Origin of the sequence: Rhodoplanes tepidamans (assembly GCF_030813915.1) — a bacterium.
Classification (GTDB): domain Bacteria; phylum Pseudomonadota; class Alphaproteobacteria; order Rhizobiales; family Xanthobacteraceae; genus Rhodoplanes; species Rhodoplanes tepidamans.
This window is the reverse complement of record NZ_JAUSUJ010000003.1, coordinates 91,212-105,002: the sequence shown is the minus strand read 5'-3', so window position 1 is coordinate 105,002 and position 13,791 is coordinate 91,212. Positions and strand designations below refer to the sequence as shown.

Genomic DNA, 13,791 nt, shown 5'->3' with positions numbered 1-13,791 from the left:
TCACAGATGCCGGCCCTCGTCCACCGGCACGACGATGCCGGTCGCACTGGTCAGGTGGACAAGGCAGGCGATCACGGCGCGCGCGACGTCGTCGGGCGTGGTGACGTGGGCGAGCGGCAGCCGTTCGGCCGTCTTCTGCAGCTGCTCGCGGGTGCGGCCGGCGACGAAGTCCGTGTCGACGCCGGCGGGCGAGACCGAGAAGACGCGGATGCGCGGCGCCAGCACCTTGGCGAGCCCGACCGTGAGCGCGTCGACCCCGGCCTTCGCGGCGACATAGGCGAGGCTGCTGCCGATCCCGGTTCGGGCCGCGATCGAGGAGATGTTGACGACGGCGGCGCCGCGGCCGCGCTCCAGCAGCGGCCGGAAGGCCCGCACCATCGCGAACGGTCCGCGCAGATTGATCGTGACGGTGCGGTCGAAGATCGCGTCGGTCAGCCCGTCGAGATCGGCGGCCGGCACCGGCGTGGTCGCGCCGCCGCAGTTCACCAGCGCGTCGAGCCGGCCGTGGCGGTCCTCGACGGCGGCGACCGCCGCGGCGATCGAGGCCGGATCGTCGATGGCGATGCGCAATGCGAGATGCCCGCTGCCGGCGAGGCCCGCGACCACCTCGTCCGCCGCCGCGCCGCGGCTGTTGTAGCCGACCACCACGGCGGAGCCGAGGGCGGCGAGGCGCGCCGCCGTCGCCCGGCCGATGCCGCTGCTGCCGCCCGTGACCAGCGCGACGGTCGGAATCGCCAGCGCAGGAACGTCGATGCCGGTCATTCCCGGTCCTCCCAGACTCTCGTGGCGTGGTTGTTCTATCCTGGTCCGCGACGCTAGCGGATCCGCGTCGCGCGCCGCCGGGCGAATGCGCTTCATTTCGTAGGGTGAAATACGGACACAAAGGCAGGCCGGCGGTGGCCCGGTCGGCTAAGGTTCGCAAAACAAACCCGCGCCGTTCCGCCGCGGGACAAGGGAGGATGTCATGCAAGCTCGTTTCACACGACGGATGGCTCTCGTCCTGGCCGCGGCCGGCCTGTGGGCGGGGCCGTCGATCGTCTCCGGTCAGGCTCATGCCCAGGCCCAGTCCTGGCCGTCTCGCCCCATCACCCTGATCATGCCGTTCGCCGCCGGCGGCGGCACCGACCTGCTGGCCCGGGCGCTGGCGCAGGATCTCGGCGAGCGGCTCGGCCAGCAGGTCGTCGTCGACAATCGCGCCGGCGCGGGCGGCAACATCGCCGCCGGGATGGTCGCCAAGGCGCCGCCCGACGGCTACACGATCATGTTCGGCACGCCCGGGCCGCTCGCCAACAACAAGCTGATGTACAAGAGCCTGCCGTTCGATCCGGAGCAGGCCTTTGCGCCGATCGTGCTGATCGCCAAGTCGCCCCTGATCGTCGCGGCGAAGGCGTCGCTGCCGGTCAAGACCCTCGCGGAGCTGAAGGCCTACGCGACGGCCAATCCCGGCAAGCTCAACGTCGGCGTTCCGGGCAGCGGAACGCTGGGCCACATCACCTCGGTGCTGCTGCAGAAGGCTCTCGGGATCACCATGACCAACGTGCCGTATCGCGGCACCGCGCCGGTGGTCAACGACCTGCTCGGCGACCAGGTCGACCTCGCCATGGACTTCATGCCCTCCTACGTGCCGCTGGTGAAGGACGGGCGCGTCCGCGCCCTCGCCGTCACGACGACCGAACGGTCGCGCGATCTGCCCGACGTGCCGACCGTGCAGGACGCCGGCGTGAAGGGGTTCGAGGCCACCGCCTGGTATGCGCTCGCGGCCCCGGCCGGCACGCCCGCCGAGATCATCGACAAGCTCAACGCCGCCACCAACGCGTTCCTGAAGAGCCCGAAGGGCCAGGACGCGCTCGCCCAGCTCAGCATGCAGGCGGTCGGCGGCACCCCGGCCGAGCTGAAGGCGTTCATCTCGTCCGAGCTCGAGAAGTGGGGCCCGGTGGTCAAGGACGCCAAGATCTCGATGTGAGGCGCGCGGGGCCGATCGCAGGCGACGGACATGGAGCGGCGCCCGTCCCCGGGCGCCCGAGCGGGAAGGGCGATGCCGAAATACCTCGAGGACTTTCGCGAAGGCGAGATCTGGCAGAGCGGATCGGTCGTGCTCGGCGAGCAGGAGATGATCGCCTATGCCCGGGCGAACGATCCGCAGCCGTTCCATGTCGATCCCGCCGTCGCCCGGGCCGGGCCGTTCGGCGGCCTCATCGCCAGCGGCTGGCAGATCGCCGCGCTGTCGATGCGGCTGTTCCTCGAAGCCGGCGGCCACGGCGACACGCCGATCGTCGGCATCGGGATCGACGAGCTGCGCTGGCGGCAGGTGGTGCGGCCCGGCGACGCGCTCCGCACCACCCGCGAGATCGTCGAGGTGCGCCGCTCCGCCTCCAAGCCGGATCGCGGCACCATCCGCACCCGGGTGACGGTGCTGAACCAGCGCGACGAGGTCGTGATGACGTATTACGCCCTCGGCCAGGTGCGGGCGCGCGCCATCGCGCCGGAGCGGACCCGATCATGATCACGGTCGAGACGCCGCTGGATCTGAAGGCGTACGAGGGACAGGATCTGGGCCGCTCCGACTGGACGACGGTCGATCAGGCGATGCTCTCCGGCTTCGCGGCGCTGACCGGGGACGACCACTGGATCCACGTGGACGTCGCACGCGCCGCCGCCGAGATGCCGGACGGCCGGACGATCGCTCACGGGCTCCTGGTCCTCTCCCTCGGGCCCGCCCTGCAGCGGCAGATCTATGCGATCCGCCGGCGCGGCAAGGGGCTCAACTACGGCTACGACAAGGTGCGGTTCGTCTCGCCGATCCCGGTGGACGCCCGGGTGCGGCTGGCGCTGTCGCTGGTCTCGGTCGCGCCGCACGCCATGGGGGCCCGCATCGTCACCCGCCAGACCTTCGAGGTCGAGGGCGCCGACAAGCCGGCCGTGGCGGCCGAGCACATCCTGCTGATCACGAATGCATGAGGGCCGGCGCATGAGCGGCACCGACACCATCCTGGACCGGCTGTTCGCCCGCGCCGTCTCGTCGCCCGATGCTTCGGCGCTGACGGCCGGGGACAAGCACCTGTCGTGGCAGGAGCTCGCGGAGCGCATCGCCCGGTTCGTCGGCGGGGTCCGGCGCGCCGGCGTCGCCGAGGGCGAGCGGATCGCCATTCATGCCGCCAACAGCGCCGAGGCGGTCGTCGCCTATCTGGGCAGCGTCGCGGCCGGCTGCATCGCGGTGCCGCTGCCGACATCGCTGCTGCGCACGGATCTGGCGCGACTGATCGACGATTGCGCCCCGGCGCTGATCGTCGCCGATCCGGCGGGGGCGGAGGCCGTCGCGGGCGCGAGCGACGCGCCGCTGGTCTTCGTCGGCGGTGCGGGTCCGGCGCAGGCTGGCTTCGAGGCCTTCCTCGACGGCGGGGAGCCGATCATGCGTCCCGCGGCGGTGGCACCGGAGGCGGGCTTCAACATCATCTACAGCTCCGGCACCACCGGCCGCCCGAAGGGCATCGTGCATTCGCATGGCATGCGGAACAGCCAGGCGGGGCGCGGCGTGTTCGACATCGGGCCGGACAGCGTGATGCTGCTGGCGACGCCGCTCTACTCCAACACCACCCTGATGCCGCTGCTGGCGAGCCTCTTCCACGGCGGCCACGTGGTGCTGATGCCGAAGTTCGACGTCGCGCGCTATCTCGCGCTGGCCGAGGCCTTTCGCGCCACCCACACCATGCTGGTCCCGGTGCAGTACCAGCGCCTGCTCGCGCACGAGAGCTTCGCCGCGCACAACCTGTCGGCCTTCAGGGTGAAGCAGTGCACCAGCGCGCCCATGCCGGTCGCCCTGAAGCGCGACATCCTGGCCCGCTGGCCGGGGCGGTTCGTCGAGGTGTACGGCCTGACCGAGGGCGGCGTGACGCTCATCCTCGACGCGGCCCGCCACCCCGACAAGCTGCACACGGTCGGCCGGCCGGCGCCGGGCAACGACATCCGTGTGATCGACGAGGACGGCCGCGAGGTCCCGCGCGGCGCGACCGGCGAGGTGGTCGGACGCTCGCCCTTCATGATGACCGGCTACTGGCGCCGGCCCGACGCCGACGCGGCGCTCGCCTGGCAGGCGCCGGACGGCACGGCCTTCTTCCGCTCCGGCGATCTCGGCGCGTTCGACCCGGACGGCTTCCTCACCCTGCAGGGCCGCAAGAAGGACCTGATCATCTCGGGCGGGTTCAACATCTATCCGGGCGATCTCGAGGCGGTGCTGCTGGAGCATCCGGACGTCGCCGAGGCCGCCGTCGTCGGGGCGGCCAGCAGGGAATGGGGCGAGACGCCGTTCGCCTTCGTGGTGCCCCATCCCGGCCGGAAGATCGACGGCGGCACGCTGCGGGAGTGGGCCAATGCCCGGCTCGGCCGCATGCAGCGGCTGGCCGGCGTCTCGGTGCGGCCGCAGCTGCCGCGCTCCGGCATCGGCAAGGTGCTGAAGACCGAGCTGGCGACGGATCCGGCGCTGCGCACGGTGGCGTGAGCCGCCGGGGCCGGGGCCCCGCCGCCGAGTCTTTACGCCGGCTTTACGCCGGCCGCCCGCCTTCGGCATCGCGGCTTTACGCCCTCCGATCCTAGCTTTCTCCCTGTCGCGATCCATTCTCGCAAGGGAGCCCCCCGTGCTCGACATCCTGTTCCTGGTCGGAGGCCTGGCCGGCTTCGGCCTGTTCGGCCTCGCCGTGCTCGCCGCCGAGCGGCTGTGAGGCGGCCATGGCGATCTTCGACATCGTCCTCGGGCTGACCGCCGCGGCCGGCCTCGCCGTCTACCTGGTCGCGGCGCTGCTGCGCCCCGAGCGCTTCTGAGAGCCGCTCATGTCCCCCACGCTCATCTCCGACCTGATCCAGATCGGCCTCTATCTGGTCCTGCTCACGGCGCTCGCGGTGCCCCTCGGCCTCTACATGGCCAAGGTGTTCACCGGCGAGATCGCGCTCCTGGGCGCGGTCGAGCGCGCCGTGCTGGCGCCGGCCGGCGTGCCGCGCAAGCACGAGCAGCACTGGACGGCCTACGCGCTGTCGCTCCTCGCCTTCAACGCCGCGGGCTTCGTGGTGCTCTACCTGGTGCTGCGCTTCCAGGATCTGTTGCCGCTGAACCCGCAGGGCTTCGACGGCGTGGCGCCGCACCTCGCGTTCAACACGGCGCTGTCGTTCGTCACCAACACCAACTGGCAGAGCTACGGCGGCGAGACGACGCTGTCGAACCTCTCGCAGATGGCCGGGCTGACGACCCAGAACTTCGTCTCGGCGGCGAGCGGCATGGCGGTCGCCGCCGCCGTGGCGCGAGGCCTCGCCTCGCGCCAGGCACGCGCGATCGGCAGCTTCTGGACCGACCTCGTCCGCGCCATCCTCTACGTGCTGCTGCCGGCCTCGATCCTGCTCGCGCTGGTGCTGGTGTGGCTCGGCGTGCCGCAGACGCTCGACGCCTCGGCGACGGCGACGACGCTGGAGGGGGCGCAGCAGACGATCGCGCTCGGCCCGGTGGCGAGCCAGATCGCCATCAAGCAGCTCGGCACCAACGGCGGCGGCTTCTTCAACGTCAACTCGGCGCATCCGTTCGAGAACCCGTCGGCGCTCTCGAATCTCCTCGAGATGCTGGCCATCCTCGTCGTCCCGGCGGCGTTCTGCGTCACCTTCGGCCGCATGGTCGGCGACCGCCGCCAGGGCCGTGCCCTGTTCGCCGCCATGGGGGTCATGCTGGTCGTCGCGATCGCGATCCTCTACGGCGCCGAGCAGATCGGCAATCCGCTGCAGGCGGGCGTGGTCGAGGCGGGCGCCGGCAGCATGGAGGGCAAGGAGGTCCGCTTCGGCGTCGTCGGCTCGGCGCTGTGGGCGGCCCTCACCACGGCGGCCTCCAACGGCTCCGTCAACGCCATGCACGACTCGCTGACCCCGATCGGCGGGCTCGTGGCGATGCTGCAGATGCAGCTCGGGGAGGTGGTGTTCGGCGGCGTCGGCGTCGGCCTCACCGGCATGCTGCTGTTCGTGATCCTCACCGTCTTCCTGGCCGGCCTGATGGTCGGGCGCACGCCCGAGTATCTCGGCAAGAAGATCGAGGCCCGCGAGGTGAAGCTCGCCGCGCTGACGCTGCTGATCATGCCGATCGGCGTGCTCGTCCTCGCCGCCCTCGCCGTCGCCACCGGCGACGCCCAGACCTCGATCCAGGACGCCGGGCCTCACGGGCTCTCCGAGCTGCTCTACGCCTACTCGTCGGCGACCGGCAACAACGGCTCGGCCTTCGCCGGCTTCAACGCGAACGTCCCGTGGCACGACACCTGGCTCGGTCTCGCCATGCTGCTCGGACGGTTCGGCACCATCGTGCCGATCCTCGCCATCGCCGGCTCGCTCGCCGGCAAACGGACGACGCCCGAATCCGCCGGCACCTTCCCGACCCACGGCCCGCTGTTCGTCGGGCTCCTGATCGCGACGATCCTGATCGTCGGCGCGCTCACCTTCCTGCCCGTGCTGGCACTCGGGCCGATCGCCGAGCAGGTCTCCATCCTGGCCGGGCAGACGTTCTGAGAGACACATCCATGAGCAAGCACCCCCCTGCCGACATCTCGCTCTTCGCCCCGGGCATCCTCGGTCCGGCTGCGTTGCAGGCCTTCAAGAAGCTCGATCCGCGCAGCCTGGTGCGCAACCCGGTGATCTTCACCACGGCCGTCGTCTCGATGCTCGCCACCGTGCTGGTCGTGCGCGAGGGGCTGTCCGGCGGCCCGACCTTCAGGATCGGTCTGCAGATCGCGATCTGGCTGTGGATCACCGTGCTGTTCGCCAACTTCGCCGAAGCCGTCGCCGAAGGCCGCGGCAAGGCCCGGGCCGACTCGTTCCGCGCCACCCGCCGCACGGCGCGGGCCAAGGTGCTGATCATGGAGGGCAAGCGCGACCTGTGGGAGGGCAAGGATCTCGACCGCCTCGAGCCCGGCGAGCTGATCGTGGTCGAGGCCGGCGACACCGTGCCGACCGACGGCGAGGTGGTCGAGGGCATCGCCTCGGTCGACGAGAGCGCCATCACGGGCGAGAGCGCGCCGGTGATCCGCGAGGCCGGCGGCGACCGCTCGTCGGTGACGGGCGGCACGCGGCTGGTGTCCGACTGGCTGGTCGTCCGGGTGACGGCGAAGCCGGGCCAGACCTTCCTCGATCGCATGATCGGGCTGGTCGAGGGCGCCAAGCGGCAGAAGACCCCCAACGAGATCGCGCTCGACATCCTGCTCGCCGGGCTGACGCTGGTGTTCCTGCTGGTGGTCGTCACGCTGCCGTTCTTCGCCGGCTGGTCCGGCACCACGATTCCGGTCGTCTATCTGGTGGCGCTGTTCGTCACCCTGATCCCGACCACGATCGGTGGGCTCCTGTCGGCGATCGGCATCGCCGGCATGGACCGGCTGATCAAGGCGAACGTGGTGGCGAAGTCCGGGCGCGCCGTCGAGGCGGCGGGCGACATCGACGTGCTGCTGCTCGACAAGACCGGAACCATCACGTTCGGCAACCGCATGGCGGACGCCTTCGTGCCGGCGCCGGGCGTCGCCGAGCGCGAGGTCGCCGAGGCGGCATGGCTCGCCTCGCTCGCCGACGAGACGCCGGAAGGCAAGTCGATCGTCGACCTCGCGATGCGACGCTTCCGGTTCCAGGACGGCACCGTGCGGTCGAGCGCCACCTTCGTGCCGTTCACGGCGCAGACCCGCATGTCGGGGGCCGATCTCGCCGACGGCACCGTGGTGCGCAAGGGTGCCGTGGACGCCGTGGTGGCGCAGGCCGTGCGGCGGATCGATCCGACGCTCGACGCCGCCGTGCACCGCATCGCCAGCGCCGGCGGCACGCCGCTCGCGGTGGCGCGCAACGGCCGGGTGCTCGGCGTCGTGCACCTGAAGGACGTGGTGAAGCCCGGCATCCGGGCCCGCTTCGCCGAGCTGCGCCGGATGGGCATCCGCACCGTGATGATCACGGGCGACAATCCGCTCACCGCGGCGGCGATCGCGGCGGAGGCCGGCGTGGACGACTTCCTGGCCGAGGCGACGCCGGAGAAGAAGCTCGCGCTGATCCGCGCCGAGCAGGCGGAGGGGCGCCTCGTCGCCATGTGCGGCGACGGCTCCAACGACGCCCCGGCGCTCGCCCAGGCCGATGTCGGCGTCGCCATGAACTCCGGCACGCCGGCCGCCAAGGAGGCCGGCAACCTGATCGACCTCGACAGCGATCCGACCAAGCTGATCGAGATCGTCATGGTCGGCAAGCAGCTGCTGATCTCGCGCGGCGCCCTGACCACCTTCTCGATCGCCAACGACGTCGCCAAGTACTTCGCCATCCTGCCGGCCCTGTTCGTCGCCGCCTATCCGGGGCTCGCGGTGCTCGACGTGATGGGGCTCGGCTCGCCGCAGTCGGCGATCCTGTCGGCCATCGTGTTCAACGCCCTGGTCATCGTCGCGCTGATCCCGATCGCCCTGAAGGGCGTCCGCTACACCCCCGCCTCGGCGTCGGCCTTGCTGTCCCGCAACCTCGTGGTCTACGGATTGGGCGGGCTGGTGGCGCCGTTCGTCGGCATCAAGCTGATCGACCTGGTCGTCGATCTCCTGCATCTCGCCTGAGAGGACGCCATGCTCTCGATTCTCCGTCCGGCGCTCGTGCTGCTGGCTCTCTTCACGCTGCTGACCGGCGTCGCCTATCCGCTCGCCGTCACCGGCCTCGCGCGGATCCTGGCGCCGGCGCAGGCCGGCGGCAGCCTGGTCGTGCGCGACGGCGCCGTGGTCGGCTCCGCGCTGATCGGCCAGGCCTTCGGCGCGGACCGGTACTTCCACGGCCGTCCTTCGGCCACGACGGCGCCGGATCCGGCCGATCCGGCCAAGACGGTCGAGGCGCCCTACAACGCCGCCGCGTCGTCGGGGTCAAATCTCGCGCCGAGCGCGACGGCCCTGAAGGAGGCGGTCGCCGCCCGCGCCGCGGCGCTCGGCGTCACGCCGGCGCCGGCCGACCTCGTCACCGCCTCTGCCTCCGGCCTCGATCCGCACGTCTCGCCGCAGGGCGCGCTCGTCCAGGTGGCGCGGGTCGCCGCGGCGCGCGGGCTGCCGGAAGCCGCCGTGCGCGGCCTGGTGGAGCGCCATGTCGAGGACCGGACCTTCGGCGTGCTCGGCGAGCCGCGCGTCAACGTGCTCGCCCTCAACCTCGCGCTCGATGCGCTGACGCGATGAGACGCCGGACCCGATGAGCCCCGAGCCCGACCGCCCCGATCCCGACGCCCTGCTGGCCGAGGCCCGCAAGGCCGGGCGCGGCCGGCTCAAGGTCTTCCTCGGTGCAGCGCCCGGGGTCGGCAAGACCTACGCGATGCTGGAGGAGGCGCGCGCCCGCCGGACGGCGGGCGTCGAGGTCGTGGTGGCGCTGGTCGAGACCCATGGCCGGCCCGAGACCGCGGCGCTGCTCGAGGGGCTCGAGCAGCTGCCGCGCCGCGAGCTGCCCTACAAGGGCCGGTTGATCGCCGAGCTCGATCTCGACGCGCTGCTGGCGCGCCGCCCGCAGCTCGCCCTGATCGACGAGTTCGCCCACACCAACGTGCCCGGCAGCCGCCACGCCAAGCGCTGGCAGGACATCATGGAGGTGCTGGACGCCGGCATCGACGTGGTCACCACGGTCAACATTCAGCACGTCGAGAGCCTCAACGACGTCGTCGCCAGCATCACCGGCGTGCGCGTGCAGGAGACCGTGCCGGACGACGTGCTGGCGCGCGCCGACGACATCGAGCTGATCGACCTCACCCCGGAGGCGCTGGCCGAGCGGCTGAAGGAGGGCAAGGTCTACGTGCCCGATCAGGCCGGGCTGGCGCTCGACAACTTCTTCTCCAAGGGCAACCTGACCGCGCTGCGCGAGCTGGCGCTGCGCACCGCGGCGAGCCGGGTCGACGCCGACGTCCTCGCCTGGATGCGCTCGCACGGCGTGCGCGGGCCGTGGCCGACCCAGGACCGGCTTCTGGTCTGCCTGAGCGACGCGCCGACCGCGAAGACCCTGGTCCGGGCAGCCCGCCGCATGGCCGACCGCGCCCGCATCCCGTGGATCGCCGTGACGGTGCTGACCCCGCGCCACGAGAGCCTGGGCGGCGAGGCGCGCGAGAACCTGCGCGCGGCCCTGCGGCTGGCCGAGACGCTCGGCGGCGAGGCCGTGCAGCTGCACGCCGAGTCGGACGTCGCCGCGGAGCTGCTCGCCTATGCGCGCAAGCGCAACGTGACCCGGCTGGTGATCGGCCGTCCGCGCACCGCGGGCTGGGGCGTGGTCGCCCGCTGGTTCCGCGAGCCGGTGTTCCGGCGGCTGATCGACGGCGCGGGCGACTTCGAGGTGACCGTGGTCACGCCGAAGAGCGAGGCGCGCCGGCGCAAGCCGGCGGTGGCCGCCGTGCTGGCCCGGCGCTGGCGGGCCTGGGGGCAGGCGGCGTTCGAGACCGCCGCCGTGATCACCATCGCGACCGCGGTCGCCTGGCCGCTGTGGCGGCTGGTGCCGCTCGGCTCCCTCGCGGTCGTCTATCTGTTCGGCGTCCTGCTGATCGGCATGCGGCACGGCCTCGCCGGCGCGCTGATCGGCGCCGTGGCGGGATTCCTGGCCTACAACTTCTTCTTCACCCGGCCCTACTTCACCTTCGCGGTCGAGCAGGAGGAGGCGATCGCGGCGCTGCTGGTCTTCCTGGTCAGCGCCGTCTTCACCGGCACGCTGGCGAGCCGGCTGAAGATGCAGGTGGAGAGCATGCGGGCCTCGCAGCGGCGGACCGAGACGCTCTACGATTTCGCCCGCAAGATCGCGTCCGCCACCAAGGCCGACGACGTGCTGTGGGCGGCCGCCGCCCACATCGCCACGACGCTGAACTGCCGCTCGCTGATCCTGATGCCGGATCCGGACGGCCGGCTGGAGCAGGTACAGGGCCATCCCTCGATCGAGGAGAGCCTCGATCCGCGCGACGAGATGGCGGCCCAGTGGGCCTTCACCCGCAACGAGCCGGCCGGCGCCGGCACCGACACGCTGCCCACCGCGCCCTGGCTGTTCGTGCCGCTCGCCACGGCGAAGAACGTGATCGGCGTGGTGGGCGTCTGGTTCCGCGACCGCTCGCAGACCCTCGATCCCGAGACGCGGCGGCTGCTCACCGCCGTCGAGGACCAGGTGGCGGTCGCGGTCGAGCGGCTGAAGCTGACCGCCGACCTCGAGGCCTCGCGCCTCGAGGCGGAAAGCGAGAAGCTGCGCGCCGCGCTCCTCAACTCGGTGAGCCACGACCTGCGCACGCCGCTGGTCAGCGTCATCGGCGCCCTCACCGGTCTCGCCGACGACGACGGCAGCCTGGACCCGGAGGACCGGCGCGAGCTGCTCGCCACCGCGCTCGACGAGGCGCGGCGGCTCGATCGCTTCGTCCAGAATCTGCTCGACATGACGCGTCTCGGCTACGGGGCGCTGACGCTGCGGCGGGCGCCGGTCGCGCTGCGCGAGATCGTCGGCCGGGCGCGGGCCGATCTCGCCCGTCCGCTCGCCGGTCATCCGGTCGAGGTCGACGTGCCGCGCGACATCCATGTCGACGTCGATCCGGTGCTGATCGGCCAGGCCGTCATCAACGTCCTGGAGAACGCCGCCAAATACGCCCCGCCCGGCACGCCGGTGCGGATCGCCGCGACGACCAACGGCGCGATCGTGACTCTCACCATCGCCGACCGCGGACCCGGGATTCCGCCCGAGGATAGCGAGCGGGTGTTCGACCTGTTCTATCGGGTGCGCCAGGGCGACGGCCAGCCGGCCGGCACCGGGCTCGGGCTCGCCATCGTGCGCGGACTCGTCGAGGCGCACGGTGGCGAGGTGAAGGCCCGGCCCGGCGAGGACGGGCGCGGCACCGCGATCGAGCTGATCCTGCCCGCCGCGCTGCCCGAGACCGACACGGGAGACTTTCCATGACCGAGGCGGTCGCCGCACGGGTGCTGGTGATCGAGGACGAGGTGGCGATCCGCCGCTTCCTCAGGATCGCGCTGCCGAGCGGCGGGTTCGCCGTGGCCGAGGCGGATCGCGGCCGCACCGGCATCGAGCTCGCCGCGACCACGGCGCCGGATCTCGTGCTGCTCGATCTCGGCCTGCCCGACATGGACGGCAAGGCCGTGGTCGCCGCCATCCGGGAATGGTCTCAGGTGCCGATCCTGGTGCTGTCGGTGCGCGACGCCGAGGCCGAGAAGATCGCCGCGCTCGACGCCGGCGCCGACGACTACGTGACCAAGCCGTTCGCCACCGGCGAGCTGATGGCGCGGCTGCGGGCGCTGCTGCGCAGCCGGCGGGCCGGGGCAGGCGACAGTCCCGTGCTGCAGGCGGGCCGGCTGCGGATCGATCTCGCGCGCCGCGTCGTGACGGTCGCCGGCGCCGAGGTGAAGCTGACCCGCAAGGAGTTCGACGTGCTGGCGCTGCTCGCCCGCCATGCCGGCCGGCTGGTCACCCACAAGCAGCTGCTCACCGCGGTGTGGGGGCCGGCGCATGTGCAGGACACGCATTATCTGCGGATCGCGATCGGCCACATCCGCGACAAGCTCGGCGACGACGCCGGGGCGCCCGAGTTCGTCGTCACCGAGCCTGGTGTTGGCTATCGACTCGCCCCGTGAGGCCGGGCAGCGAGGCCGGGAGCCCCGGCAGGCGGCGGACGCGCTGCCACAGATGCCGCGCCCGCAGGCCGAGCACGGTGGCGTGGCCGCCGGCACGGAACGGCGGAGCGGCGACGGCGCGGGCGAGCGTCTCCGCCCATAGCGGGGCGATCCGGTCGGCCGAGAACAGCGCGACCGCCCGGGCGCGGGCGCGCGCCGACATCGCGGCGATGTCGATCGTCCCGTCGAGCACGGCGCGCAGCTGCAGCCGGGCCTCCTCGACCGAGTCGTAGAGGAGGCCGGCGCCGCCGGCGAGGATCTCGGGCACCTCGTAGCGCCGCGCATGCCAGTTGGCGTCGCGGGCGCGCCGCGCCACGAAGCGGGCCGAGGGAGCGACGACCGGCACGCCCGACATCAGCGCCTCGATGAGGTTCAGCGTGTAGCAGGCGAGCTCGCTGTGGACGTAGAGATAGGCGCCGCAGCGCCGGAACAGCGCGGCCTGCAGGTCCGGCGGCGCGAAGCCGCGCGCGGCCGACAGCCCGTCATTGCCCGGGCCGTACAGATCCGCGTCGAAGCCGGCGACGATGGCCGCGTAGTCGGCATCGCCGGGGATCGCGTCGCCGCGCCCGATGGTGTTGAAGAAGGTGAGGATGCGACCGCCGGCGCCCGCCCACGGGCCGTGGTCGGCCGGATGCTTGGCGAACGGCACGACGGCGTCGGTCGGCAGAAACCCGGGCATCTGCGCCTCGCGGTTCGAGCAGCGCACGACGAACAGATCACGTCCCGCCTTCCACACGCTCCGCTCGGTGAGGCGTCGCGCCTGGCCGACCGTCCGCCAGATCACGTGGCGACCCGCCAGGGCGGCGGCGTTGTGCGTGACGAAGCGTGGATCCTGGTTGGCGACGATCACGTCGAAGCGATCGAGAAAGGCCGGCGCGAGGATCGGGATGCCGCCGTGAAAGGCCGGCGGCTGCCGGACGAAGGCGTCGTGATGCTCGGGCGAGCCCAGGTCGTGCTCCGCGCCGCGCAGCGCCGAGGCGAAGCCGGGCCGGCCGAACGGACCGGTGCTGAACGCCGTGTGCCCGAGCGCTTTGAAGAGCCGCAGATCGTCGAACTCGAGGACCTCGTGGATCGGCAGATAGAGAAGATTCATCGGACCCGTTCGGAGGTGGACGGCGCGGGCGCGCCGGGACGGCGGTGGAACGCCGCGCTG

12 protein-coding genes are annotated in these 13,791 nt (G+C 72.1%); 10 read left to right on the top strand and 2 right to left on the bottom strand.

Annotated elements, in window-relative coordinates:
- Positions 1 to 762 (bottom strand): SDR family NAD(P)-dependent oxidoreductase, encoded by a 762-nt coding sequence (locus tag J2S22_RS04955; protein WP_272777186.1) that lies wholly within the window; start codon positions 760 to 762, stop codon positions 1 to 3.
- Between the two features lie 202 nt (positions 763 to 964).
- Here J2S22_RS04955 and J2S22_RS04950 point away from each other — a divergent pair, with 202 nt between their 5' ends.
- From J2S22_RS04950 to J2S22_RS04905, 10 genes are all read left to right on the top strand, one after another.
- A complete protein-coding gene (locus J2S22_RS04950) occupies positions 965 to 1,963 on the top strand; it encodes a Bug family tripartite tricarboxylate transporter substrate binding protein (protein ID WP_272777185.1) in 999 nt (332 codons plus the stop codon).
- A gap of 72 nt (positions 1,964 to 2,035) precedes the next feature.
- Entirely contained in the window at positions 2,036 to 2,503 is a 468-nt protein-coding gene (locus J2S22_RS04945; RefSeq protein WP_272777184.1) for a MaoC family dehydratase, read from the top strand.
- On the top strand, positions 2,500 to 2,958 hold the full coding sequence (locus J2S22_RS04940; protein ID WP_272777183.1) for a MaoC family dehydratase: 459 nt from the start codon (positions 2,500 to 2,502) through the stop codon (positions 2,956 to 2,958). Before J2S22_RS04945 ends, J2S22_RS04940 begins: the two co-directional genes overlap by 4 nt.
- 10 nt (positions 2,959 to 2,968) lie before the next feature.
- Positions 2,969 to 4,495 carry a class I adenylate-forming enzyme family protein gene (locus J2S22_RS04935; protein WP_272777182.1) on the top strand — a complete coding sequence of 509 codons (1,527 nt, stop codon included), beginning with the start codon at positions 2,969 to 2,971 and terminating at the stop codon, positions 4,493 to 4,495.
- 227 nt (positions 4,496 to 4,722) lie between these two features.
- Positions 4,723 to 4,815, top strand: coding sequence for a K(+)-transporting ATPase subunit F (gene kdpF, locus J2S22_RS04930; RefSeq protein WP_272777181.1), 93 nt, complete (start codon positions 4,723 to 4,725; stop codon positions 4,813 to 4,815).
- 9 nt (positions 4,816 to 4,824) lie between these two features.
- Positions 4,825 to 6,528, top strand: a complete 1,704-nt coding sequence (gene kdpA / locus J2S22_RS04925; protein ID WP_272840394.1) for a potassium-transporting ATPase subunit KdpA — start codon at positions 4,825 to 4,827, stop codon at positions 6,526 to 6,528.
- Between the two features lie 11 nt (positions 6,529 to 6,539).
- Positions 6,540 to 8,585: a potassium-transporting ATPase subunit KdpB gene (kdpB, locus tag J2S22_RS04920; protein WP_272777179.1), complete on the top strand. Its 2,046-nt coding sequence runs from the start codon at positions 6,540 to 6,542 to the stop codon at positions 8,583 to 8,585.
- Positions 8,586 to 8,594: 9 nt separating this feature from the next.
- Positions 8,595 to 9,185, top strand: a complete 591-nt coding sequence (kdpC, locus tag J2S22_RS04915; RefSeq protein ID WP_272777178.1) for a potassium-transporting ATPase subunit KdpC — start codon at positions 8,595 to 8,597, stop codon at positions 9,183 to 9,185.
- Between the two features lie 13 nt (positions 9,186 to 9,198).
- On the top strand, positions 9,199 to 11,910 hold the full coding sequence (locus tag J2S22_RS04910; RefSeq protein WP_272777177.1) for an ATP-binding protein: 2,712 nt from the start codon (positions 9,199 to 9,201) through the stop codon (positions 11,908 to 11,910).
- A complete protein-coding gene (locus J2S22_RS04905; RefSeq protein ID WP_272777176.1) occupies positions 11,907 to 12,599 on the top strand; it encodes a response regulator in 693 nt (230 codons plus the stop codon). Before J2S22_RS04910 ends, J2S22_RS04905 begins: the two co-directional genes overlap by 4 nt.
- On the opposite strand, the gene J2S22_RS04900 is transcribed toward J2S22_RS04905, so the two are convergent.
- Positions 12,562 to 13,731, bottom strand: a complete 1,170-nt coding sequence (locus J2S22_RS04900; RefSeq protein ID WP_272777175.1) for a hypothetical protein — start codon at positions 13,729 to 13,731, stop codon at positions 12,562 to 12,564. The two genes, J2S22_RS04905 and J2S22_RS04900, sit on opposite strands and share 38 nt — an antisense overlap.
- Between the last annotated feature and the right edge of the window lie 60 nt (positions 13,732 to 13,791).

Excerpts from the sequence above, each read along its gene's own strand:
- J2S22_RS04945 (WP_272777184.1), top strand. The coding sequence starts at position 2,036 with ATGCCGAAATACCTCGAGGACTTTCGCGAAGGCGAGATCTGGCAGAGC.
- J2S22_RS04935 (WP_272777182.1), top strand. The coding sequence starts at position 2,969 with ATGAGCGGCACCGACACCATCCTGGACCGGCTGTTCGCCCGCGCCGTC.
- J2S22_RS04905 (WP_272777176.1), top strand. The coding sequence starts at position 11,907 with ATGACCGAGGCGGTCGCCGCACGGGTGCTGGTGATCGAGGACGAGGTG.
- J2S22_RS04900 (WP_272777175.1), bottom strand. The coding sequence starts at position 13,731 with ATGAATCTTCTCTATCTGCCGATCCACGAGGTCCTCGAGTTCGACGAT.
- J2S22_RS04940 (WP_272777183.1), top strand. The coding sequence starts at position 2,500 with ATGATCACGGTCGAGACGCCGCTGGATCTGAAGGCGTACGAGGGACAG.
- J2S22_RS04910 (WP_272777177.1), top strand. The coding sequence starts at position 9,199 with ATGAGCCCCGAGCCCGACCGCCCCGATCCCGACGCCCTGCTGGCCGAG.
- kdpF (WP_272777181.1), top strand. The coding sequence starts at position 4,723 with ATGGCGATCTTCGACATCGTCCTCGGGCTGACCGCCGCGGCCGGCCTC.
- J2S22_RS04955 (WP_272777186.1), bottom strand. The coding sequence starts at position 762 with ATGACCGGCATCGACGTTCCTGCGCTGGCGATTCCGACCGTCGCGCTG.
- J2S22_RS04950 (WP_272777185.1), top strand. The coding sequence starts at position 965 with ATGCAAGCTCGTTTCACACGACGGATGGCTCTCGTCCTGGCCGCGGCC.
- kdpA (WP_272840394.1), top strand. The coding sequence starts at position 4,825 with ATGTCCCCCACGCTCATCTCCGACCTGATCCAGATCGGCCTCTATCTG.
- kdpC (WP_272777178.1), top strand. The coding sequence starts at position 8,595 with ATGCTCTCGATTCTCCGTCCGGCGCTCGTGCTGCTGGCTCTCTTCACG.
- kdpB (WP_272777179.1), top strand. The coding sequence starts at position 6,540 with ATGAGCAAGCACCCCCCTGCCGACATCTCGCTCTTCGCCCCGGGCATC.